Source organism: Pseudomonas sp., assembly GCF_040514055.1.
Lineage (GTDB): Bacteria > Pseudomonadota > Gammaproteobacteria > Pseudomonadales > Pseudomonadaceae > Aquipseudomonas.
Window position 1 is genome coordinate 128,490 of record NZ_JBEVDL010000064.1, and the last position, 22,605, is coordinate 151,094.

Genomic DNA, 22,605 nt, shown 5'->3' on the forward strand with positions numbered 1-22,605 from the left:
ATCTTCAGCAGCGCCCAGCAGCGGCAGCAGAATCAATTGGTACAGGCCTGGGGCGCCGGCCAGGCCGCCGCCTTACAACAGGCGCTGGCGCAGCTGGTGGCAGACACCCGCGCCGCCGCGCGTAATCCACAACTGTTGCAGGCGCTGCAGAGCCAGGATCGCTCGCTGATCAGCCTGAGCGAGCGCAGCCTGGCGTATTGGGACGGCATAGCTGACGCCCACCTCAACGCACGCGGGCTGGCCAACCAGGACCCGAGCCGCCTGGCGCCCATGAACTTTGCCGCACTGGAGATGCTGCGCAAGGTCGAAAACGGCCAGGCGCCTCAACCAGAGGCCTACAAGGTGGGCAAACGCTGGTTGGTCTACAGCGCTGCGCCGCTGCGCAGCAGCGACAGCGAACCGGTGCAGGGCACCTTGTTGCTGGCCGTGGACCTGCAACGCCTGCTGGCCGCACTACCCCCCCTACCGGTCGACGTCGGCCAGTGGCAACTGGTCCAGAAATTCGATGCCAACGCACAGGTGTTGGCTGAAAAGGGCCAGGCGGGAGCCGGCACTTCCAGCGCCTTTGCCACCGGCAATAGCAATTGGACCCTGACCTTCACCCCTGGTCCGGCGCTGACGCAATCGAGCGTCGCGCCCTGGCTGCTGGTGACGGCCGCCTTGTTGGCCCTGGCCGGCGCCTGGTTGGGCCTGATGCTGGTCAACAACCGCCTGCAACACCGTGTACGCCGCGATGCATTTCAGCTGGGTCAGTTGATCCAAGAACTCTCGGCAGGAAAAGCCGTCAAAGGGTTCAGCCTGAGTTTGCCAGCGCTCGACAGCCTGGCTCAAAGCCTGGTACGCCAGCCGCGCCGCAAGCCCGCGCCGGCGACCACCGACCGCGACCCCCTGCAACCTGCCAAGCCGGCGCCGACGGTCGCGATGGTCAACCCCCTGTTTCAAGACACCGATATTCTTGATATCGACATTCTCGATGAAGACCAGGACCTCCTGGGATTGGAGCAAGCGAACCTTATGAGCACCCCACGAGTCGCCCCGAAGCTACCCGCCACGATTTTCCGCGCCTATGACATCCGGGGTGTGGTCGGCGACAGCCTGACCCCCGAAACGGCCTACTGGGTGGGTCGCGCCATCGGCTCCGAAAGCCTCGCCAAGGGCGAGCCTAATGTATCGGTGGGCCGCGACGGCCGCTTGTCCGGACCCGAGCTGGTACAGCAGTTAATCCAAGGCTTGCTCGATTGCGGCTGTCAGGTCAGCGACATTGGCATGGTACCGACCCCGGTTCTCTATTACGCCGCCAACATTCTGGCCGGCAAGTCCGGCGTGATGCTGACCGGTAGCCACAACCCGCCGGACTACAACGGCTTCAAGATCGTCATCGCCGGTGACACCCTGGCCAATGAGCAGATCCAGGCGCTGCGCACCCGCATCGAAACCAACGACCTGGCCAGCGGGGTGGGTCGCGTCGAGCAGGTCGACGTGCTGGACCGCTACTTCAAGCAGATTCGCGACGACATCGCGGTGGCCAAGTCCCTCAAGGTGGTGGTCGACTGCGGCAACGGCGTGGCAGGCGTGATCGCCCCGCAACTGATCGAAGCCCTGGGCTGCACCGTGATTCCGCTGTACTGCGACGTCGATGGCAACTTCCCCAACCACCATCCGGACCCTGGCAAGCCCGAGAACCTGGTCGACCTGATCGCCAAGGTCAAGTCGGAAAAGGCCGACCTTGGCCTCGCGTTCGACGGCGACGGTGACCGCGTCGGCGTAGTGACCAATACCGGCACCATCGTCTTCCCGGATCGCTTGCTGATGCTGTTCGCCAAGGACGTGGTCTCGCGAAATCCGGGTGCCGATATCATCTTCGACGTCAAATGCACCCGGCGTCTGACGCCGCTGATCAGCGGCTATGGTGGCCGCCCGGTGATGTGGAAAACCGGCCACTCGCTGATCAAGAAAAAAATGAAGGAAACCGGTGCGTTGCTGGCCGGTGAAATGAGCGGGCATATCTTTTTCAAGGAGCGCTGGTTCGGCTTCGATGACGGCATCTACAGCGCCGCGCGCCTGCTGGAAATCCTCAGCCAGGACAAGCGCGATGCCGAACACGTGTTCTCGGCCTTCCCCAACGATATTTGCACCCCCGAGATCAATATCACGGTCACCGACGAGAGCAAATTCAGCATCATCGATGCCTTGCAACGTGACGGCCATTGGGGCGACGCGAACATCACCACCCTGGACGGCGTGCGGGTCGACTACCCCAAAGGTTGGGGTCTGGTGCGCGCCTCCAACACTACGCCGGTGCTGGTGCTGCGCTTCGAGGCCGAGACCGACGAGGAGCTCAAGCGCATCCAGGAGCTGTTTCGCGCCCAGCTGTACAGCATTGCCCCTCACCTCGACTTACCATTTTGACCGCCGCGGAGCCTTGCATGACCCTCAGCCGTGATGCCGCCACTAACGTCGCCAAGGTGCTGTCCGAGGCGCTGCCCTATATCCGCCGGTTCGTCGGCAAGACCCTGGTCATCAAGTACGGCGGCAACGCCATGGAAAGCGACGAGCTGAAAACCGGGTTTGCCCGTGACATCGTGCTGATGAAGGCCGTCGGCATCAATCCGGTGGTGGTGCACGGTGGCGGGCCGCAAATCGGCGACCTGCTCAAGCGCCTGAGCATCGAAAGCCACTTTATCGACGGCATGCGCGTCACCGACAGCCAGACCATGGACGTGGTGGAAATGGTCCTGGGCGGACAGGTTAACAAGGACATCGTCAACCTGATCAACCGCCACGGCGGCAGCGCCATCGGCCTGACCGGCAAGGACGCCGAGCTGATCCGGGCCCGAAAACTCACCGTCAGCCGCCAGACCCCGGAAATGACCCAACCGGAGATCATCGATATCGGCCATGTTGGCGAAGTGGTGGGCGTCAATACCGACCTGCTCAACATGCTGGTCAAGGGCGACTTTATCCCCGTCATCGCGCCGATCGGCGTGGGGGCCAACGGTGAGTCCTACAACATCAACGCCGATTTGGTGGCGGGCAAAGTGGCCGAGGCGCTGCGAGCGGAAAAGCTGATTCTATTGACTAACATTGCGGGCTTGATGGACAAGCAGGGCGAGGTACTGACCGGGCTCAGCACCGAGCAGGTGGACCACCTGATCGCCGACGGCACCATCTATGGTGGTATGTTGCCGAAGATCCGTTGCGCACTGGAGGCAGTGCAAGGTGGCGTTACCAGTGCCCACATCATCGATGGCCGGGTACCCAATGCCGTCTTGCTGGAGATTTTCACCGACAGCGGCGTCGGCACCTTGATCAGTAACCGAAAGCCTCGCTGAGCCCCGGGAGACGCTCGATCAGCGGACGCTGATCGAGCACCACTCAACGCCCATCCACTGGCACAAAAAGGTGCCTGGCCCCAGGGTGTGCTGAGGCACTGAATCGCCAGTGGTTTGCGCCGAGCGTCACCCGTGACCACGGCACCGCGCACCGCCAGATCAAATCCCACGTCGAGGAGAAGGTATGCTCACCGAGTTGCAATGGAGCGATTTCGACCGGGATGGTTTCGTGCATTTGGGGAAATTGCTCGATGCCGATACGATCGCTGAACTGACGCAGCGCGCCGATGACCTGGCCAGCGGCGCCCAAATCAATCCGCAGGTTCAGCTGCAACTCGATACGGGGGGGGACTATGATGCCCTACCCGAAGCCGTCAGCAGCTTCCAGTCGGGCACACGGCTGTACCGCAAGATTCAGGGACTGGAAAACGACCCGCTGTATTCGCCCCTGGTTCGTCACCCACTTTTCCTGAATATCTGCGCCCGCCTATATGGGGCTCATGCACCGGTGTCGCTGTTTCGGGCGATGATCATGAACAAACCGGCAGGCCAGGGCACTTATCTCCCCTGGCATCAGGACGCAGGCGATGTATGGGCCCTGGACCGCGATCCCCTGGTGACTATATGGCTCGCCCTGGATCCCGCCATGCGCGCCAACGGCTGTGTTGAAATAATTCCCGGCTCTCACCGTCTTGGACTGCTCAGCGCCCACGGCAGCACCCTGGGGGCGGAGGATGTCCAGCGCCACTGTCCGCCCGAACGGGCGCTGCCACTGGAAGTTGAAGCCGGACACGCCGTCCTGATGCATAACTGGCTGATTCACCGTTCGGGCGTCAATCCGTCGAATCAGCCGCGACGGGCCTTTACGGCTTGCTACATGGATGGCCGGACACGCAGTGTATTGACCGGCCATCATTTTCCGCTGCTGGCCGGCACACTGTCGCAGACCCCGGATCATTACGTACAGCACCTGCAGACCGAATTGGCCGCCGTGCGCCACTCACAAGCCACGGCGCAGGAATATGCGCACGCCTTGGAACAGGAAGTCGCCAAGTTGCACGCAGCCCTGGAACATCGTCCCGCGGAAGCCGATTGGGCCGCCGTGCGGCATTCACAAGCCACGGCGCAGGAGTATGCACACGCCCTGGAACAGGAAGTCGCCAAGTTGCGCCTCGCGCTGGAGACCCGTCCAGAACAGGCCGAATGGGCCGCCGTGCGCCATTCACAAGCCACCGCGCAGGAGTATGCGCACGCCCTGGAACAGGAAGTGGCCAAATTGCGCCTTGCGCTGGAGACCCGTCCAGAACAGGCCGAATGGGCCGCCGTGCGCCATTCGCAAGCCACGGCGCAGGAGTATGCGCACGCCCTGGAACAGGAAGTGGCCAAATTGCGCCTTGCGCTGGAGGCCCGCGCGGATGCACTCGATACAGCTGATACACGAGCGGGTTAACTGCTTGCTAGGGGCTACTTAAACGGTGAGTTGAAATGACCATTTCACAGGCTGCTATCCAACGATTCGAACATATTCTGTTCGTGGCGGACGTAGGCAGCCGCTCCAGCTTCCATATTGGCGATGAGGCCATGCTGGAATGCAATTTATTGATGTTCAGGCGTCTCTTGCCGGCAAGCCGATTTACCGTCGTCACCTTAGACCCCGCAATGACCCAGGACCTGTATGGCACCGCGGCAGTGTCGCGCCTGGACTTTTCTGACGCGTCCTCAGACCGATACGCCGAATTGCAGCGTATCAATCAGTGGGTGAGCGGTGACCGGCATCAGTCCAATCGCTCGCCGGACGCACGACAGGCCTTACTGGATGCCGATCTGCTGGTTATTTCGGGAGGAGGCAATCTTTCCAGCACGTGGCCCGAGCATATTCTTGAACGGCTTGCGCTGGTGCGATTGGCAAAGGCGCAGAGCATCCCGGTAGTGATTCTCGGCCAGACGATTGGACCCGTGCTGGCAGGCAACGACATGCAACTGGTTGCGGAAATATTATGCTCTGCCGATTGGGTCGGCTTGCGCGAGGCCAGCTCAGTCGCCCTGGCGCTCTCCCTTGGAGTTCCTCTGGAGCGTATCGACTATCAGCTCGACGACACCATGACCTTGCCCCCAGCGCCCCCACCCGTGATGCCCGACGGCCTCGTAGGCAAACGCAATGGGCCGACGATAGCCCTTACGGTCCACTCGGTGTTCGCCCTCGATTCGCCAAACAACTGGCTGAATGACCTGGCTGCGGAGCTGGATCAGGTGATTGAAGCGACGGGCGGACAGCTGTTGTTTATTCCGCATTTACGCGCAATGGACAACGGTCGCGATGCGGGCGATCACGCCATCGGTGAAGCGCTCGCCCAACGCCTGAAAAGACCTGCCGCAATGACCGTCCTGGAGGTCGCCAACAGCGCTGAAACCTTGTGGCTGACACAACAGGCCGATGTGGTGGTCAGTACACGCTATCATCCGCTGGTCTTTGCCCTGACAAAATCCATACCCTGCCTGGGGCTGCCCACCGATCACTACACCTTGGTCAAGCTTCATGGCGCCCTGAGCCATGCCGATCGCGAGCGCGACCTGATATTTATCAACGGCAGTCGCTGGGAAGGCCTGGCGGAACGGGTCATTGAATTAAGTCAGGCTCGACATCACTCCTCCCTTCAGCACGCTGCCTGGACAAAAACACTGGAACAGCACGGCCTGCCACGTGAGGCGCGCTTAAGCGCCTTGCTAGAAGCCCTTGCCGCTGCACCTGATGCACAGCGACCTCCGTGCAGCGACACTACCGCCTTGATCGAGGGCCTGGCCAAAATTGCCAATACACCCAAGCTGTTCAGTTGCTGGGTGGCAAGGGAAGCGCCCTTACAAGGTGCTATCGATCACTGGCAACTGGCAACTCAAGAGTCAGAAAAATACGTTCTCGATTTACGCCGCGTGCTGCATCTGAAAAATAATGAAATCGAAGCGCTCATCCAGGCGCTGCACAGCGCCTCAGCGGCAACCCGGGAGACTTTCTTACCCGGCATCGATGAACACTGGCAAACAACGGCGCGGGAAGCGGAGCGCTACGCCCTCGATCTCAGCCAAGCCTTGCAACTCCAGAGCAATGAGATCGAATCACTGCGCGAAGCGCTGCATCAGGCCAATCACAACGCCTCGGCGGCGATAAGCGAGGCCTGCTTACAAGGCACTGTCGAACATTGGCAAACGACAGCGCAACAAGCAAAAACCTATGCGCTCGACTTGAAAAGCACCCTGCAACGTCAGACCCGTGAAGTCGAGGCCCTGCGCGAGGCGCTGGATCAAGCCAACCACAGTACCCCGACAGCCCGCGCCCAAGCGGCTTCACAGGAAGTGATCGAACACTGGCAAACTGCGGCGCAAGAAGCCGAAAAATATGCACTCGACTTGAAACGCGCCCTGCAGTTGAAGGAGATTGAAAACGAAGCGTTGTGCAAGGCGCTGAATCAGGCAAAATCCAGGCGTTGGTGGTAATGCGACGGCTCGGTTTTGACGGCGGGGCCTAGGCGCTTCCGGCAGTCCGCCCCAGGCGGGTTCCAGCCATCACCTGGCATTCCGGGCCAGGGCGAAAACTCACGCACGCAGGAGCGTGCGCTACGGACACGCCCTACGCTCAGGGCCGTACGCCGACCAACTCCGCAATGCGGGCACGATCCGCATCGAATCCCGCTGCGGCCTTGATGCGATCCTGCTGAAACCGGGCGACATCCTTCTTCACCGCTGCTTGCTCGCTTCTCAGGTTATCGATCTGGGTCAACAGATGCTCGGGCACCGCACGCCCGGCCCGCTCTTGATCGGCCGCCTGGCTCTGCAGAGCGGCCTGCTGAGAGGCCAGTGACTGCAAGTTACCCCGCGCCCCACTGATCACGCCGTCCAGTTCATTGAGCTTGCGCTCCTTGGCCCGCTCGACGTCCTCTACGGTACTGTAAAGACGCAGTAACTGGGCATCGGTCTTGGCCTGCGCCCTTTGCGCCAAAATGCGCTTCATCTCTTCGGGAGTCGGGGCCGGGGGAACCACCTTTACCACCCGCCCTTGATCATTGAGTACTTCATACCCCTTGCCAATGAACTGAGCCGGCACACCCTGGCGATCCAGTACGACCACACCCTTGTCATTGGTGTAACGATACAGCTCTGCGGCACCGACCCCCCAAGACATGCATAGGGCGATCAGAAGGGTAAAACGGACGGTGCCCGACGTGAGCATAAAGACAGCACTCTATGGAGGGTGAGAGTTCAGACACCAAACTGTGCACGATAGGCTTGCACCGCTGGCAGGTGACGCTTGAGTTCAGCATCATCTGCGAGATATTCCAATACCTGAGCCAAGGACACAATACTGATTACTGGCACTGTGAAATCACGCTCAACTTCCTGAATTGCCGACAGCTCACCCTGGCCCCGCTCCTGGCGGTCCAGCGCGATCAACACGCCTGCCGCCTCGGCGTGCTGAGTGCGGATGATCTGCATCACTTCGCGGATCGCCGTACCGGCGGTGATCACATCGTCAATCACCAGCACGCGCCCCTGCAACGGCGCACCGACCAAGCTGCCGCCCTCGCCATGGGCCTTGGCTTCCTTACGATTGAAACACCAAGGCACGTCACGCCGATGGTGCTCAGCCAGCGCCACCGCGGTAGTGGCCGCCAACGGAATCCCTTTGTAGGCGGGCCCGAACAGCACGTCGAAGGCGATTCCGCTTTCGACGATGGCCGCGGCATAAAACCGCCCCAGTTGGGCCAGCGCAGCGCCGCTGTTGAACAACCCAGCGTTGAAAAAGTAGGGGCTGGTCCGACCGGACTTGAGGGTGAACTCGCCGAAACGCAACACATCGCGCTCGATGGCAAAACGAATGAACTCGCGTTGGTAAAGCTGCATAAAAAAGTCCCGGACGGCACGGAATTGGCTAGGAATTTCGCTAATGGCGGTGAGCTCGGGTATCATACATGCATGTGTTTTTGGGGGCCATTTATGCGGATCATCAGTGTGAACGTGAATGGTATTCAGCCTGCAGTCGAGCGCGGTTTGCTCAGCTGGCTGCAAGCACAGAATGCCGACGTCATCTGCCTGCAGGACACCCGTGCCTCCGCCTTCGAACTGGACGACCAGGCCCTCCAACTGGATGGCTATTTCCTCTATGCCTGCGATGCGGAAGTGCCCAGCCAAGGTGGCGTGGCGCTCTACTCGCGGTTGCAACCCAAGGCGGTCATCAGTGGCCTGGGCTTCGAGACAGCCGATCGCTACGGGCGTTACCTGCAGGCCGATTTCGACAAAGTGAGCATCGCCACGGTATTGCTGCCCTCTGGCGTGGGCGGCGATGAGAACCTGAATCAGAAATTCAAGTTCATGGACGACTTCGCCCACTATCTGGACAAACAACGCCGCAAACGCCGGGAATACCTGTATTGCGGCTCGCTGTATGTCGCTCATCAAAAGCTGGACGTGAAGAACTGGCGCGATTGCCAGCAGGAACCAGGCTTTCTCGCCCCTGAACGGGCCTGGCTGGACGAGGTGGTCGGCACCATGGGCTACGTTGATGCGCTACGCGAGGTCAATCGCGAAGCCGACCAGTTCAGTTGGTGGCCGAACAACGAACAGGCCGAGATGCTCAATTTGGGCTACCGCTTCGACTACCAGTTGCTGACTCCCGGGCTACGTCGCTTCGTACGCACTGCCCGTCTACCGCGCCAACCCCGCTTTTCCCAGCACGCGCCGCTGATCGTCGATTACGACTGGACCCTCAGCACCTGATCGCACACATGAAAAAGCCGGCATTGCGCCGGCTTTTTAGTGAAAATTTTTCGCCTATTTGATCACGCGCCACGTGAAGGGATAGCGGTAGGCCTGCCCTTCATTGGCCTTGATACCGGCGATGATCATCAGCACCAGCGCGCCAAGCCCAATAATCCCGATCAGCACGAAGCCGATCACCACCAACATCAGCAACATGCTAACCAGCATCGCCAACGACACGGTAATCTGGAAGTTCAGCGCTTCCTTGCCCTGAGCATCGACAAAGGGGTCCAGGTCCTTCTTGAGCTGCCAGACCAGCAGCGGCCCCAGTAGATTACCGAACGGGATGATCATTCCGGCAAACGCCGCAAAATGACAGAACATCGCCCACTGACGGACTTCCTGAGAGGGCGGAGCCCCGAGTTTTTGCTCTTCCATATTCACGTCTCCACTGGGACTGCGATTAATCTGCCAGCGCCGCGCGCTGCAGTTCGAACAGTTCGGTCATGCCGCGCTGCGCCAATGCCAGCATCGCATTGAGTTCGTCCGGCTGGAAGGGTGCGCCTTCAGCGGTGCCCTGCACCTCGATAAATCCACCGGCACTGGTCATGACCACGTTCAGATCAGTTTCGGCCGCGGAGTCTTCGAGGTAGTCCAGATCCAGCACCGGCGCTCCCTGGTACATGCCCACGGACACGGCCGCAATCATCTGCTTGAGTGGATCACCGGCCTTGAGGCCACCGCGCTTCTTGATGATCTTCAACGCGTCGACCAAGGCGACCATGGCCCCGGTAATTGACGCGGTACGAGTACCACCATCGGCCTGGATCACGTCGCAGTCGACGTACAAGGTGTTTTCACCCAGCTTGGACATATCCAGGGCGGCGCGCAGGGAACGACCGATCAAGCGCTGGATTTCCAGGGTTCGGCCGCCCTGCTTGCCGCGGGCGGCCTCACGCTGATTACGATCACCGGTGGCGCGCGGCAGCATGCCGTACTCGGCGGTCAACCAGCCCTGGCCCTGGCCCTTCAGAAAGCGCGGGACACCGGACTCGACGCTCACCGTACAGATCACCTTGGTGTCGCCAAACTCCACCAGAACCGAACCCTCGGCATGTTTGGTGTAGTGGCGGGTGATGCGGATCGGGCGCAACTGATCGGCGGCGCGGCCACTGGGACGTTTCATCTGGAATACCTGCTCGGGGACGGAAAACTGCCGGACATTATAGGGGCGGGCAGCCCAGGGGACACGGCATAATTGGGTGCGACCGACGCACTGCGCTACAATCCCGCGCTTTAATTGCTCACGAGGTACGCCCCATGGTGCACAGCATGACTGCCTTCGCCCGCGTCGAACAGGCTGGCGCATATGGCACCCTGAGCTGGGAACTGCGCTCGGTCAACCACCGCTATCTCGAACCCCATCTGCGCCTGCCGGAATCCTTGCGCGACCTTGAAGGCGCGGTGCGCGATGCCCTGCGCCAAGCCTTGTCGCGCGGCAAGGTGGAATGCACCCTGCGCCTCGCGGAAGAGACCAGCGGCAAGGCGCTGCAGGTCGATCGCGTACGCGCGGGCCAACTGGTGGCCGCCGCACAACTGGTGGCCGATCTGATCGCTCAGCCGGCACCGCTCAACCCGCTGGAAGTCCTGGCCTGGCCCGGCGTGCTGGTGGCGGACGCCAGTGATCCCCAGGCCCTCACCAGCGCGGCGCTGGCATTGTTCGAGCAGGCACTGGGCGAGCTGAAGAACGGGCGGCGGCGCGAAGGCACGGAACTGGCCAAATTGCTCAATGATCGCCTGGACGCCATGCAGCAGGATATCGATACCCTGCGCAGCCAGGTACCGCACATGCTCGCCGCGCAACGGCAGAAGATTATTGAGCGCTGCACCGACATGCAGGTCGAGCTCGATCCCCAGCGACTCGAGCAGGAACTGGTCCTGCTGGCCCAGAAAAGCGACGTCGCCGAAGAGCTTGATCGCCTCAACACGCACATTACCGAGGTACGTCGGGTGCTCAAAGGCGGCGGCGCGGCGGGCAGGCGCCTGGACTTCCTGATGCAGGAGCTCAACCGCGAAGCCAATACCCTGGGCTCCAAGGCCATCGACACCCGCAGCACCCAAGCGGCTATCAATCTCAAGGTGCTGATCGAACAAATGCGTGAACAGGTACAGAACATCGAGTAAAAGCGACCAAGTCAGGCCCGGCGGCGTTGCAACCAGCGTCGAAAAGGCTGACTCAGCGGCGTAAGCTCAGCGCCTTCAACTGATTGCGCCTGCCTGGCCTCGGCTCGATACACTTTCCAGCAGGACTCTATTTCTAGGCATTTCGGGGATTTAGCATGGCCATTACCACTGGCACCCTCTATATCGTTTCGGCGCCTTCCGGCGCCGGCAAAACCAGCCTGGTAAAGGCGCTGATCGACAGCCAGACACAGATCCGCGTGTCTGTATCCCACACCACGCGCACCATGCGCCCCGGCGAGGTCGACGGAGTCAACTACCACTTCGTCAAGCATGAGCAGTTCCTGGAAATGCTCGAGCGCAACGCCTTTCTCGAACACGCCCAGGTCTTCAGCAACCTGTACGGCACCTCGCAAGAGTGGGTGGAGCAGACCCTGGCGGAGGGATTCGACCTGATCCTGGAAATAGATTGGCAAGGCGCCCAGCAAGTGCGGCGCCTGATGCCCCAGGCCCGTTCCATCTTTATCCTGCCCCCCAGCCAGCAGGCCCTGAGCCAACGCCTGACCAACCGCGGCCAGGACAGCGACGAGACCATCGCCCAGCGCATGCGCGAGGCGGTCAGCGAAATGAGCCATTATGTCGAGTACGATTACTTGGTGATTAACGACGACTTCACCCAGGCGCTGGACGACCTGAAGGCCATTTTCCGCGCCAACCAGCTGCAGCAGCAGCTGCAACAGCAGCGTTTCAGCGACCTGCTGAGCCAGTTGCTGGCCTGAAGCCGCGTCTCCATGGAAAATCAGCGCTTCCCTAAGTGCTGGTTATTTTTTAAACTACCCAGTCCGCTCGCCCATCTGGGCACAGCTTTTTAGTGATTTGCTACGAGGAAGACCATGGCCCGCGTTACAGTTGAAGACTGCCTGGAAAACGTCGTTAACCGCTTCGAGCTGGTCATGCTCGCCACCAAGCGCTCCCGTCAACTGGCCACCGGCGGCAAAGAGCCGAAAGTCGCCTGGGAAAACGACAAGCCGACCGTGGTGGCACTGCGGGAAATCGCCGCGGGCCTGATCGATTATGACGTGATTGCCCAGGAAGAAATCGTCGATGACGAACCGCTCTTTGCGGCGTTCGATGATGAGGCCAACGAGGCCCTCTAAACCATGCCGGGTCGAAGTCAGCCGACGCAGGGCCAGCCAGGCTGGCAAGGGGGTGTCCCTTGCCGAGCATAGACGCCCTCGCCGTCAGACTTTCGACCTACCTGGGCGCCGATCAGGTCAACCTGGTCCGCCGCGCCTACTTCTATGCCGAACAAGCCCACGATGGCCAACGCCGGCGTAGCGGCGAAGCCTATGTCACCCACCCTCTGGCGGTGGCCAATATCCTCGCCGACATGCACATGGACCATCAAAGCCTGATGGCCGCCATGCTGCATGACGTGATCGAGGACACCGGCATCGCCAAGGAAGCGCTCAATGCGCAGTTCGGCGAAACCGTGGCCGAATTGGTGGATGGCGTCAGCAAACTGACCCAGATGAATTTCGAAACCAAGGCCGAGGCCCAGGCGGAGAACTTTCAGAAGATGGCCATGGCCATGGCCCGCGATATCCGCGTGATCCTGGTCAAGCTCGCCGACCGCCTGCACAACATGCGCACCCTCGAGGTGCTGGCTGGCGAAAAACGCCGCCGCATTGCCAAGGAAACCCTGGAAATCTACGCGCCCATCGCCAATCGGCTGGGCATGCACAGCATGCGGGTGGAATTCGAGGAGCTGGGCTTCAAGGCCATGCACCCGATGCGCTCCGAACGCATTCGCCAGGCGGTCAAGCGCGCCCGCGGCACCCGCAAGGAAATCGTCAACAAGATCGAGCAATCCCTGGCCCACTGCCTCACCCGCGAGGGCATGGAAGGCGAGGTCATGGGCCGCGAGAAACACCTGTACGGCATCTATCAGAAGATGCGCGGCAAGCGCCGGGCCTTCAACGAGATCATGGATGTCTACGCCTTTCGCATCATCGTTGACAAGGTCGATACCTGTTACCGGGTGCTGGGCGCGGTGCACAACCTGTACAAGCCCCTGCCCGGCCGCTTCAAGGACTATATCGCGATCCCCAAGGCCAACGGCTATCAGTCGCTGCACACCACGCTATTCGGCATGCACGGGGTGCCCATCGAGATCCAGATCCGCACCCGCGAAATGGAAGAGATGGCCAACAATGGCATCGCCGCCCATTGGTTGTACAAGTCCAACGAGGAAGACCAGCCCAAAGGCACCCACGCCCGCGCACGGCAATGGGTCAAGGGGGTACTGGAGATGCAGCAGCGTGCCGGCAACTCCCTGGAGTTCATCGAGAGCGTGAAGATCGACCTGTTCCCGGACGAGGTCTATGTGTTCACGCCCAAGGGCCGCATCATGGAGATGCCCAAGGGCTCCACCGCAGTGGACTTCGCCTATGCGGTGCACACCGACGTGGGCAACAGCTGCATTGCCTGTCGTATCAACCGGCGCCTGGCCCCCCTGTCCGAGCCGTTGCAAAGCGGCGCCACCGTGGAAATCGTCACGGCGCCGGGCGCGCGGCCCAATCCCGCCTGGCTGAATTTCGTGGTCACCGGCAAGGCCCGCACCCATATCCGCCATGCGCTGAAACTGCAACGCCGCTCGGAATCCATCAGCCTGGGCGAACGCCTGCTGAACAAGGTGCTGGCCGGCTTCAACAGCCATCTGGAACAGTTACCGGCCGAACGCGTGCAACCGGTGCTCAGCGAGTACCGGCTGGAACTGATGGAAGACCTGCTGGAAGACATCGGCCTGGGCAATCGCATGGCCTACGTCGTCGCCCGCCGCCTGCTGGCCAGCGAGGGCGAGCAGTTGCCCAGCGCCCAGGGGCCGCTGGCGATCCGCGGCACAGAAGGCCTGGTGCTCAGTTACGCCAAGTGTTGCACGCCCATTCCGGGCGACCCCATCGTCGGCCATCTGTCGGCCGGCAAGGGCATGGTGGTGCACCTGGAAAGCTGCAAGAACATCAGTGATATCCGCCACAACCCGGAAAAATGCATTCAGCTCTCGTGGGCCAAGGACGTGGTCGGCGAGTTCAACGTCGAGCTGCGCATCGAGCTGGAGCATCAGCGCGGCCTGATCGCGTTGCTGGCCAGCAGCGTCAATGCCGCCGACGGCAATATCGAAAAAATCAGCATGGACGAACGCGACGGCCGCATCAGCGTGGTTCAGCTGGTGGTCAGCGTGCACGACCGAATTCACCTGGCCCGTGTGATCAAGAAATTGCGCGCGCTCAAGGGCGTGATCCATATCAACCGGGTACGCGCCTGATTCACCGTCTGTCACCTCCCGCCCTTACAAGGAGTTACCCCATGAGCAAAACCGTGATCAGCAGCGCCAAGGCCCCGGCCGCCATTGGCACCTATTCCCAGGCGATCAAGGCCGGCAATACGGTCTACATGTCCGGTCAAATCCCTCTCGATCCGACCACCATGGAGCTGGTCGAGGGCTTCGAGGCCCAGACCGTACAGGTGTTCGAGAACCTCAAGGCCGTTGCCGAAGCCGCCGGCGGCTCCTTCGCCGACATCGTCAAACTGAATATCTTCCTTATCGACCTCGCGCACTTCGCCAAGGTCAACGAGGTGATGGGCCGTTATTTCGAGCAGCCCTACCCGGCTCGCGCCGCCATCGGCGTCGCCGCACTGCCGCGTGGCGCCCAAGTGGAAATGGACGCCATTCTGGTCCTCGAGTAACCGAGACTGGCGCCGGCCGCTCGCCCCTGCAGCGGTCAGCGGTCGTGCCGGCAACGGGCCTGCTGGGCGGCCGAACCGCTCGACAGGCCCCACTTTCAGCGTAAGGAAGCGTCATGCGCCCCCTCCTACCGTGTTTGTTCGCCGTTTTGCTGGGCGGCTGCGCCGGCCACTCCCAGGATGACCTCAACGGGGTCTGGATCAACCAGGCCGCCATCGACGCCGCGACGCAAGGCGGCAGCCTGCGTGAAGCACTTCTGGCCTACGGCCCGGTGCTGGAATGGCAGATCGACAGCAGGCGCCAGGCGGCCACATTCACCAATGGCTTCGAACTGCCGGAGGGTCGCCTCAGCGCGACGGAGCCCGGGAGCTGGCAGGTCCTGTTTGACGGGGACTACCGCCGGAGCCTGCAGCTGGAGGATGGCAACCTGGTCCAATCTGCCAGCGAGTCGGGACCCGACCAGCACTTCACCCGAGCCACCGCCACACCGCCGGCCGGTGCGCCCGTGGGCAGCAGCTTCGAACGGGCCCTCTATCAGGCCTATCTGGGCGGCGAATGGGCCATAGTCGAGGGCCCAGGTGAAGGTGGCTCGGTGCTGTTCCAGGCCGATGGTCGTCTCGAAGGGCTGCCCGGCACCGACCGCTATGCCCTGTGCCTGGCCGGTGACTGCGCCTCGATGGTCGGCGAACGTGACAGCCTTTGGTTGCAACAGGGCAACCAGGGCAGCGTCTGGATATTCGTCCGCGACGACGATGAGCTGCAGATTTTCGAGGCGCACAACCGCGCGCAAAGCGACGAGATGCCCGAGTACGGCCCCGGCCCACGGCGCTGGTTGCTCGAGCTCGACTGAAACGGCGTGCCGCGCCCGATTATGGCGAACCATCACGGTTGCGCATCTCGCTTGGGCAGGGCAACCGGCGGGGCTAAGCTCAGCGCAGCTCGAGCCTACCCAGAATCCGTACCATCGAGAGCGGCGCCATGCCTCGTTGCAGTTCAGGTCATCCGCCCCTACCGCGCCTGCCCCCGGGACATCTTGCGCGCCCGCGCCTGCTTGAACGTATGGCGACCCACGACAGCCGGTTGTGCCTGCTCTGCGCACCGGCTGGGTTTGGCAAAACCGTACTGCTGACCGAGTTCGTCCAGCTACTGCCCGACAGCCACCAGATCATCTGGCTCAGCCTCGCAGGCCACACCCTGAGCCTGGAGGAGTTTCTTTCGCAGGTGGCTCAGGGACTGAACTGCGCGCTGCCGGCGGGGCCGCCAGGTCCCGCCCTGGTGCGCTTGCTCAGCCGACACCCGGGACCGCTCTGCCTGGTATTGGACGACTATCCGGCACGGGCGTCTGCAGCGCTGGACACCTGCATCGATCAATTGCTGACGCACCCGGCACACCAGTTGCACGTGCTGGTGAGCGCCCGTCAACGGCCGAGCTGGAACCTGCCGCGACTGCTGCTCGCCGGTGAGTTGATGCAGCTCGACAGCGACGAGCTGGCCTGCACCCGCGGCGAACTGCAACAGTGGGTAGACCGATTCGCCCCCCGGGCACCGACCAGCCTGGGCAACGACCTGTGGCGTGAAACGGCAGGCTGGTGCGCCGGTATCCGCCTGCTGCTGTCGGGGAAGTCCAGCGAGGATGGCGAGCCGGATCAGACCGCCGCCCAGGGCTGGGTCCGAGATTACCTGGAGCACGAATTGCTCGCCCGCCTCAGCCCGCAAGAGGTCGAATGCCTGCGCGCCCTGGTTCACCTGCCCCGGATCTGCGCCGAGCTGTGCCAGCAGCTGTGGGAGGAGAGCGACGGTGCGCTGCTGTTCCAGAGCCTGCTGCGCCAGGCGTTTTTCATTCCCTTGGATGAGGAAGGCCTGTGGTATCAGGTGCTGCCGGTGGTGGCCCGCGGCCTGCGCGGTCGTCCACATACGCAGAACCTGACGCAGTTGCACCTGCGCGCCTGCCGCATGTTCATTGCCGCCGGACAGACCGAAGATGCCATTGAACAGGCGCTGTGTGCCGGTCAACCGGAGGTCGCGGCCAACTACCTGGAGCGCCTCGGCCAGGAATGGTTGACCGGCGAGCAACACCTGGCCAGCTTGTTGGGTTGGCGCGATCGATTGCCGGCGGTGCTGCTCGACAGCACGCCACGCCTGCTCGCGCTGAATGCCTGGGGCCTGCTGCTGGCCTGGCGATTGGACGAAGCTCAGGCCTGCATCGAGCGTCTGGCGCACTTTATGCCGCAGCCCGATGCGCGGCGCCAGTGCAAACTGCTCGCCAATGCCCAGGCGCTCTGGGGTTCTCTGGCGGCGCTGCGCGGCGATGCGGCCCTGGCCCGGGAGCATTGCCTGCAGGCGCTGAACCAGTTCTGCACCCGTGACTGGATGCCCGCGCTGCTGTGCTATTCCGCGCTGGCCCGGGTGGCGATGGCCAGCGAACAACCTGAGCTGGCCCCGCCCTTGCTGCACAAGGGTGTCGAACTGGCACGCCGGCAAGGCAGCCTGCTGTTCGAGACCCTGCTTAACCTGGACCGTATCCGCCTGTTGCTGCTGCGCGGCGAGCTGGGGCGGGCACAGGAGCTGCTGCACCAGAGCTTCACCCTGATCAGCCGCCGCAACGGCATCGACAGCCTGATGCTAGGCCGACTGCACCTGATTCAGGCGGAAGTGCATCTGCTTCAAGGTCACCTGGCGGAATGCGAAAACGCCCTGCACATCGGGCTTAAGCAGGCGCTGGCCTGCGCCGACCCGTTCGCCCTGCACGGCTACCTGGGGCTGGCGGAACTGGCCTCGCGCGCCGGCCAGTTCGACCAGGCGTTCCTGCACCTGCGTGAGGCCGAACGCTACATGCATTGCGCCCACGCCTGGCGCCTGAGTTACAGCGGCGTATTGAACCTGCAGCGCATGCGGATCCACGGCCGGCAGGGCAGCTGGCAACGCTTGCTGCCGATCGCCGCGCGCATTCAGCGTTATTTCCAGGGCGAGCAACCCTGGATCGCCACCCTCGATTATCCGGCGCTGCCCCTGCGCAATGCCCTGCTGCATGCACGCGCCCAGGCCGCTGGCGGGCAAGCTGAACTGGCCGAAACGGCCCTGCAGGCGCTGCTCGAACGCTGCCAGGCCTTGCATTACCAGCCACTGGCCCTGGAAGTGCAATTTGCCCTGGTGCAGATACGTCAGGACCAGGGCGGCCACACGGCCGCCCTTGAGCAGGAGACCCGCGAACAGGCCAGCACCCTGACTTTGTTTGGCTTGCTGCAGGAGTGGCCCGCCGCCCTCCCCGGAACTGCCAGCACCCCGCCGGCGCTGCCAGGGGTCGTCGAGAGCACGGACGGCAGTGCGCCGCTCAGTCAACGCGAACGCTCGGTGCTACAACTCCTGGCCGAGGGGTTTTCCAACCAGGAAATTGGCGCCTACCTGTTTATTTCGGTCAATACGGTGAAGACCCACACCAAAAAAATCAACACCAAGCTGGGCGTCAAGCGCCGCACCCAGGCGGTGATGCGGGCCAAAAGCCTGGGGCTGTTGGTGTAATCCGGGGCACCGCCAACCTCAGCCTTATTGACTACGTAGTCAGAATTACGCACAGCTACAGCAGGCTCGGCCACATCACTTACACCGCCAAAGAACCCTGAAAAAACCAAGAGTTCTTAATCAATTGACGCATTTACGACTTTCTGCAGCTTGCAACTGTCCTGATGAACGGTTATTCAGGCAGGCGATGCGCTTCCCTTCGTTATCGCCCCCATTTAGGCTTGGGGCCAGTCACCACGGGCCTTTGCACCCACTGACAAGAACCCAAGGTCAAAGAGTGACTTGTAGTTATCACAATGTCGCCCTTCAGAACTTCTTGATGGGTTAGCGGTTCACCTGCAAAATGCCGCGCCCCGCTGGTCGCTCTTTGCGTTGCGGGTTTGTGATGATCCCACCCCAGTCGCGCCATCCGTAGTGCTCTGGTTTTTTAAAAAAACGATCACGCAGGAGATTTCAAGTGCACATCGGTGTTCCTCTCGAAACCCAAGCTGGCGAGACGCGGGTTGCCGCTACGCCAGAAACGCTGAAGAAATTGATCGGCCAAGGCCATCAGGTCACGGTACAACGCGGAGCGGGCCTGAGCGCCAGCATCCCCGACAGCGCCTATGAGGCCGCTGGCGCCCGCCTGGGCGATGCCGCCACGGCGCTGGGTGCCGACCTGGTACTTAAAGTGCTGGCACCTGACGCGGCCGAACTGGCTCAGTTCAACGCCGGGGCCGTGCTGGTCGGCATGCTCAACCCCTTCAACAACGATACCCTCGCGCAACTGGCGGCACGCGGCATCACTGCCTTTGCCCTGGAAGCAGCGCCACGCACCTCCCGTGCGCAAAGCCTGGACGTCTTGTCGTCACAGGCCAACATCGCCGGCTACAAAGCCGTGTTGCTGGCCGCCCATCACTATCCGCGCTTTATGCCGATGCTGATGACCGCCGCTGGCACGGTCAAGGCCGCCCGCATCCTGATCCTCGGTGCCGGCGTGGCCGGGTTGCAGGCGATCGCAACGGCCAAACGCCTGGGCGCGGTGATCGAAGCCTCGGACGTGCGTCCAGCCGTGAAGGAGCAGATCGAGTCACTGGGCGCCAAGTTCGTCGACGTCCCCTTCGAAACCGACGAAGAGCGCGAGTGCGCGCAGGGCGTCGGCGGCTACGCCCGGCCCATGCCCGCCTCCTGGATGCAGCGCCAAGCGGTGGCCGTGCATGAACGGGCCAAACAGGCCGACATCATTATCACCACCGCGCTGATTCCCGGCCGCAAAGCCCCGGTGCTGCTCAGTGCCGAAACGGTCAAACAGATGAAGCCCGGCTCGGTGGTCATCGACCTGGCAGCGGCTCAGGGGGGCAACTGCCCATTGACCGAAGCCGATCAAGTGGTGGTCAAGCACGGCGTGACCCTGGTCGGGCACACCAACCTGGCGGCGCTGGTACCGGCCGACGCCTCGGCACTCTATGCACGCAATTTGCTGGACTTCCTCAAGCTGGTGATCGACGGCGAAGGCAAGTTCCACCTCAACCTCGAAGACGACATCGTCGCCGCGTGCCTGATGTGCCGCGATGGCAACGTCGTGCGCAGCAACGGTTAAGCGGGAGCAAGACGATGGAAATTTCCGACGGTATCTACAACCTGATCATTTTTGCCCTGGCCATCTACGTGGGCTACCACGTGGTCTGGAACGTCACCCCGGCCCTGCACACCCCGCTGATGGCGGTGACCAATGCCATTTCGGCGATCGTCATCGTCGGCGCCATGCTGGCCGCCGCGCTGACGGTAACCCCACTGGGCAAGACCATGGGCACCCTGGCCGTGGCCCTGGCGGCGGTCAACGTGTTTGGCGGCTTCCTGGTGACCCGCCGCATGCTGGAGATGTTCAAGAAAAAAGCGCCAAAGGCGCAGGCGGAGAAGCACTGACATGAGCATGAACCTCGTCACCATCCTCTACCTGATCGCCTCGATCTGCTTTATCCAGGCGCTCAAGGGCCTCTCACACCCCACCACGTCCCGACGCGGCAATCTGTTCGGTATGCTCGGCATGGGCATTGCCGCGGTGACCACCGCCGCCCTGATCGCCATGAAGGTCAAGGAGTTCCAGCGCAACGGCGTCGACATCGACCTGCTCGGTGGCCTCGGCTATGTGCTGGTTGGCTTGCTGGTCGGCGGCAGCGCCGGCGCGATCATGGCCAAGCGGGTGGAAATGACCAAGATGCCCGAGCTCGTGGCCTTCATGCACAGCATGATCGGCCTGGCGGCGGTCTTTATTGCCATTGCCGCGGTGGTCGAACCCCAGTCGATGGGCATAGTCGCCACCCTCGGCGATGCCATCCCGGTGGGCAACCGCCTGGAACTGTTCCTGGGCGCAGCCATTGGCGCCATCACCTTCTCCGGTTCGGTGATCGCCTTCGGTAAATTGTCGGGCAAATACAAATTCCGCCTGTTCCAAGGCGCACCCGTACAGTTCAGCGGGCAACACCTGATCAACCTGGTCATCGGCCTGGCATTGCTCGGGCTCGGCCTGGCCTACATGTTCACCGGTAACCTGACCGCCTTTGCGGTGATGCTGCTGCTGGCCTTCGTCATCGGGGTGTTGATTATCATCCCGATCGGCGGGGCGGACATGCCGGTGGTGGTGTCGATGCTCAATAGTTATTCGGGCTGGGCAGCCGCCGGTATCGGCTTCTCGCTGAACAACTCGATGCTGATCATCGCCGGGTCGCTGGTCGGCTCCTCGGGCGCCATCCTCTCGTACATCATGTGCAAGGCGATGAACCGCTCGTTCTTCAACGTGATCCTGGGGGGCTTCGGTGGCGCCACCGACGTCACGGGGCCTGCAGGCGCCCAGGAGGCCCGGCCGGTCAAATCCGGCTCGGCTGACGACGCGGCCTTCTTGCTGACCAACGCCGACACCGTGATCATCGTTCCCGGCTACGGCCTGGCGGTGGCGCGCGCCCAGCACTCCCTGATGGAATTGGTGGAGAAACTGACCCACCGCGGGGTAACGGTCAAGTACGCGATCCACCCGGTAGCGGGCCGCATGCCAGGCCATATGAACGTGCTGCTGGCGGAGGCCGAGGTGCCCTACGAGCAGGTGTTCGAGATGGACGACATCAACTCCGAGTTCGGTCAGGCCGATGTGGTGCTGGTCCTGGGCGCCAATGACGTGGTTAACCCGGCGGCGAAGAACGATCCCAAATCGCCCATCGCCGGCATGCCGATTCTCGAGGCCTATAAAGCCAAGACCGTGATCGTCAACAAGCGCTCCATGGCCAGCGGCTATGCCGGTCTGGATAACGAACTGTTCTACCTGGACAAGACCATGATGGTCTTCGGTGACGCCAAAAAAGTCATCGAAGACATGGTTAAAGCAGTCGACTGACCTTCACCCGCCCGCTCAACACCGGCCTTGTGCCGGTGTTTTTGTATCCGCGTGCCCGGGACCGAGCCCGCTCGCGGGAGCAGTCGTCAGGCTGCACCTCACAAAAACTGTACTGCTGTATGGGTAGCACCCCTGCTCATTTTTGGGCGTTACCGGCACTGTGGGTAGATAAAACGCACCTCCGCGGGGCAAAACCGGTACAGCTGCTTCGATCGGTAACAGTACAGTTACTGCAAAACAGTCGTTTCCCCCACTCAATTTCAACCAGCTGTGACTGTTGGGTCAGCCTGGCAAGGAGGATCATGGCTCCAGGTTAAATCATCTAGCCCGCCACAAGCGGAAGGAAGTCATCATGGAACGTACCCTCAGTTCCGGTCTGTATTTCGGTAAAGTCGAAGCCACCCCTGCAGCCTCTGCTGCGCCCTTGCGCCTGCTGGCCAATCTGATGGTCTGGCAGCGCCGAATTGCCAGCCGTCACCAGCTGGCACGCCTGGACTCGCGCCTGCTGGCCGATGCCGGGATTAGCGAAGCCCAGCGTTACGCCGAGCTGAGCAAACCGTTCTGGCGTTAACGGGTCGCGACTGATCCATCAGTCGCCACAGCGTCCCCCTCCAAACCCCGTCGCAGCCTGGCTGCGACGGGGTTTGTCGTTTACACGACCAGCCGAGTGCGCCGGTTAACAGTCCAGGCAATCATGGCCGGTACAGTTTTAA

Annotated in this window: 20 protein-coding genes; 16 read left to right on the forward strand and 4 right to left on the reverse strand. The window is 62.0% G+C overall.

Annotation, left to right across the window (positions count from 1 at the left end; all coding sequences use genetic code 11):
• The first annotated feature begins 1,014 nt into the window (after positions 1–1,014).
• From algC to ABWY06_RS15350, 4 genes are all read left to right on the forward strand, one after another.
• Positions 1,015–2,409, forward strand: coding sequence for a phosphomannomutase/phosphoglucomutase (gene algC / locus ABWY06_RS15335; RefSeq protein ID WP_353926607.1), 1,395 nt, complete (start codon positions 1,015–1,017; stop codon positions 2,407–2,409).
• A gap of 17 nt (positions 2,410–2,426) precedes the next feature.
• The gene (gene argB / locus ABWY06_RS15340; RefSeq protein ID WP_353926424.1) at positions 2,427–3,332 is read left to right on the forward strand and encodes an acetylglutamate kinase; all 906 of its coding nucleotides are present in this window, start codon (positions 2,427–2,429) and stop codon (positions 3,330–3,332) included.
• 184 nt (positions 3,333–3,516) lie between these two features.
• Complete coding sequence (locus ABWY06_RS15345) at positions 3,517–4,782, forward strand: phytanoyl-CoA dioxygenase family protein (protein WP_353926425.1); 1,266 nt, start codon at positions 3,517–3,519, stop codon at positions 4,780–4,782.
• A 35-nt stretch (positions 4,783–4,817) separates the two neighbouring features.
• Positions 4,818–6,821, forward strand: coding sequence for a polysaccharide pyruvyl transferase family protein (locus ABWY06_RS15350; protein ID WP_353926426.1), 2,004 nt, complete (start codon positions 4,818–4,820; stop codon positions 6,819–6,821).
• Between the two features lie 139 nt (positions 6,822–6,960).
• Here the strand turns inward: ABWY06_RS15350 and ABWY06_RS15355 are convergent, their stop codons facing one another.
• Together ABWY06_RS15355 and pyrE are read right to left on the reverse strand one after the other, a co-directional pair.
• Positions 6,961–7,554, reverse strand: coding sequence for a DUF4124 domain-containing protein (locus ABWY06_RS15355; RefSeq protein WP_502948207.1), 594 nt, complete (start codon positions 7,552–7,554; stop codon positions 6,961–6,963).
• 29 nt (positions 7,555–7,583) lie between these two features.
• A complete protein-coding gene (gene pyrE, locus ABWY06_RS15360) occupies positions 7,584–8,225 on the reverse strand; it encodes an orotate phosphoribosyltransferase (RefSeq protein WP_353926609.1) in 642 nt (213 codons plus the stop codon).
• Between the two features lie 93 nt (positions 8,226–8,318).
• On the opposite strand from pyrE, the gene crc reads away from it, so the two are divergent.
• Positions 8,319–9,098 (forward strand): catabolite repression control protein Crc, encoded by a 780-nt coding sequence (gene crc, locus ABWY06_RS15365; RefSeq protein WP_353926427.1) that lies wholly within the window; start codon positions 8,319–8,321, stop codon positions 9,096–9,098.
• A 54-nt stretch (positions 9,099–9,152) separates the two neighbouring features.
• Here the strand turns inward: crc and ABWY06_RS15370 are convergent, their stop codons facing one another.
• Both ABWY06_RS15370 and rph read right to left on the reverse strand, forming a co-directional pair.
• Positions 9,153–9,518: a DUF4870 domain-containing protein gene (locus ABWY06_RS15370; protein WP_353926428.1), complete on the reverse strand. Its 366-nt coding sequence runs from the start codon at positions 9,516–9,518 to the stop codon at positions 9,153–9,155.
• A gap of 25 nt (positions 9,519–9,543) precedes the next feature.
• Positions 9,544–10,266, reverse strand: coding sequence for a ribonuclease PH (gene rph / locus ABWY06_RS15375; protein ID WP_353926429.1), 723 nt, complete (start codon positions 10,264–10,266; stop codon positions 9,544–9,546).
• Between the two features lie 134 nt (positions 10,267–10,400).
• Between rph and ABWY06_RS15380 the strand changes: the two genes are divergently transcribed.
• The 11 genes from ABWY06_RS15380 to ABWY06_RS15430 all read left to right on the forward strand — a co-directional run bounded on the left by ABWY06_RS15380 (position 10,401) and on the right by ABWY06_RS15430 (position 22,463).
• Entirely contained in the window at positions 10,401–11,264 is an 864-nt protein-coding gene (locus ABWY06_RS15380; protein ID WP_353926430.1) for a YicC/YloC family endoribonuclease, read from the forward strand.
• A 155-nt stretch (positions 11,265–11,419) separates the two neighbouring features.
• Entirely contained in the window at positions 11,420–12,040 is a 621-nt protein-coding gene (gene gmk, locus ABWY06_RS15385) for a guanylate kinase (protein ID WP_353926431.1), read from the forward strand.
• A 114-nt stretch (positions 12,041–12,154) separates the two neighbouring features.
• A complete protein-coding gene (gene rpoZ / locus ABWY06_RS15390; RefSeq protein ID WP_353926432.1) occupies positions 12,155–12,418 on the forward strand; it encodes a DNA-directed RNA polymerase subunit omega in 264 nt (87 codons plus the stop codon).
• A gap of 59 nt (positions 12,419–12,477) precedes the next feature.
• Positions 12,478–14,586: a bifunctional GTP diphosphokinase/guanosine-3',5'-bis pyrophosphate 3'-pyrophosphohydrolase gene (spoT, locus tag ABWY06_RS15395; protein WP_353926433.1), complete on the forward strand. Its 2,109-nt coding sequence runs from the start codon at positions 12,478–12,480 to the stop codon at positions 14,584–14,586.
• 41 nt (positions 14,587–14,627) lie between these two features.
• The gene (ridA, locus tag ABWY06_RS15400; RefSeq protein WP_353926434.1) at positions 14,628–15,008 is read left to right on the forward strand and encodes a deaminase RidA; all 381 of its coding nucleotides are present in this window, start codon (positions 14,628–14,630) and stop codon (positions 15,006–15,008) included.
• A gap of 113 nt (positions 15,009–15,121) precedes the next feature.
• Positions 15,122–15,856 carry a hypothetical protein gene (locus tag ABWY06_RS15405; RefSeq protein ID WP_353926435.1) on the forward strand — a complete coding sequence of 245 codons (735 nt, stop codon included), beginning with the start codon at positions 15,122–15,124 and terminating at the stop codon, positions 15,854–15,856.
• A gap of 209 nt (positions 15,857–16,065) precedes the next feature.
• A complete protein-coding gene (locus ABWY06_RS15410) occupies positions 16,066–18,525 on the forward strand; it encodes a LuxR C-terminal-related transcriptional regulator (protein WP_353926436.1) in 2,460 nt (819 codons plus the stop codon).
• Between the two features lie 457 nt (positions 18,526–18,982).
• Complete coding sequence (locus ABWY06_RS15415; RefSeq protein WP_353926437.1) at positions 18,983–20,104, forward strand: Re/Si-specific NAD(P)(+) transhydrogenase subunit alpha; 1,122 nt, start codon at positions 18,983–18,985, stop codon at positions 20,102–20,104.
• Between the two features lie 14 nt (positions 20,105–20,118).
• Positions 20,119–20,430, forward strand: a complete 312-nt coding sequence (locus ABWY06_RS15420) for an NAD(P) transhydrogenase subunit alpha part 2 (RefSeq protein WP_353926438.1) — start codon at positions 20,119–20,121, stop codon at positions 20,428–20,430.
• A 1-nt stretch (position 20,431) separates the two neighbouring features.
• The gene (locus ABWY06_RS15425) at positions 20,432–21,892 is read left to right on the forward strand and encodes an NAD(P)(+) transhydrogenase (Re/Si-specific) subunit beta (RefSeq protein WP_353926439.1); all 1,461 of its coding nucleotides are present in this window, start codon (positions 20,432–20,434) and stop codon (positions 21,890–21,892) included.
• 352 nt (positions 21,893–22,244) lie between these two features.
• Positions 22,245–22,463 carry a DUF1127 domain-containing protein gene (locus ABWY06_RS15430; RefSeq protein WP_353926440.1) on the forward strand — a complete coding sequence of 73 codons (219 nt, stop codon included), beginning with the start codon at positions 22,245–22,247 and terminating at the stop codon, positions 22,461–22,463.
• Positions 22,464–22,605: the final 142 nt, after the last annotated feature.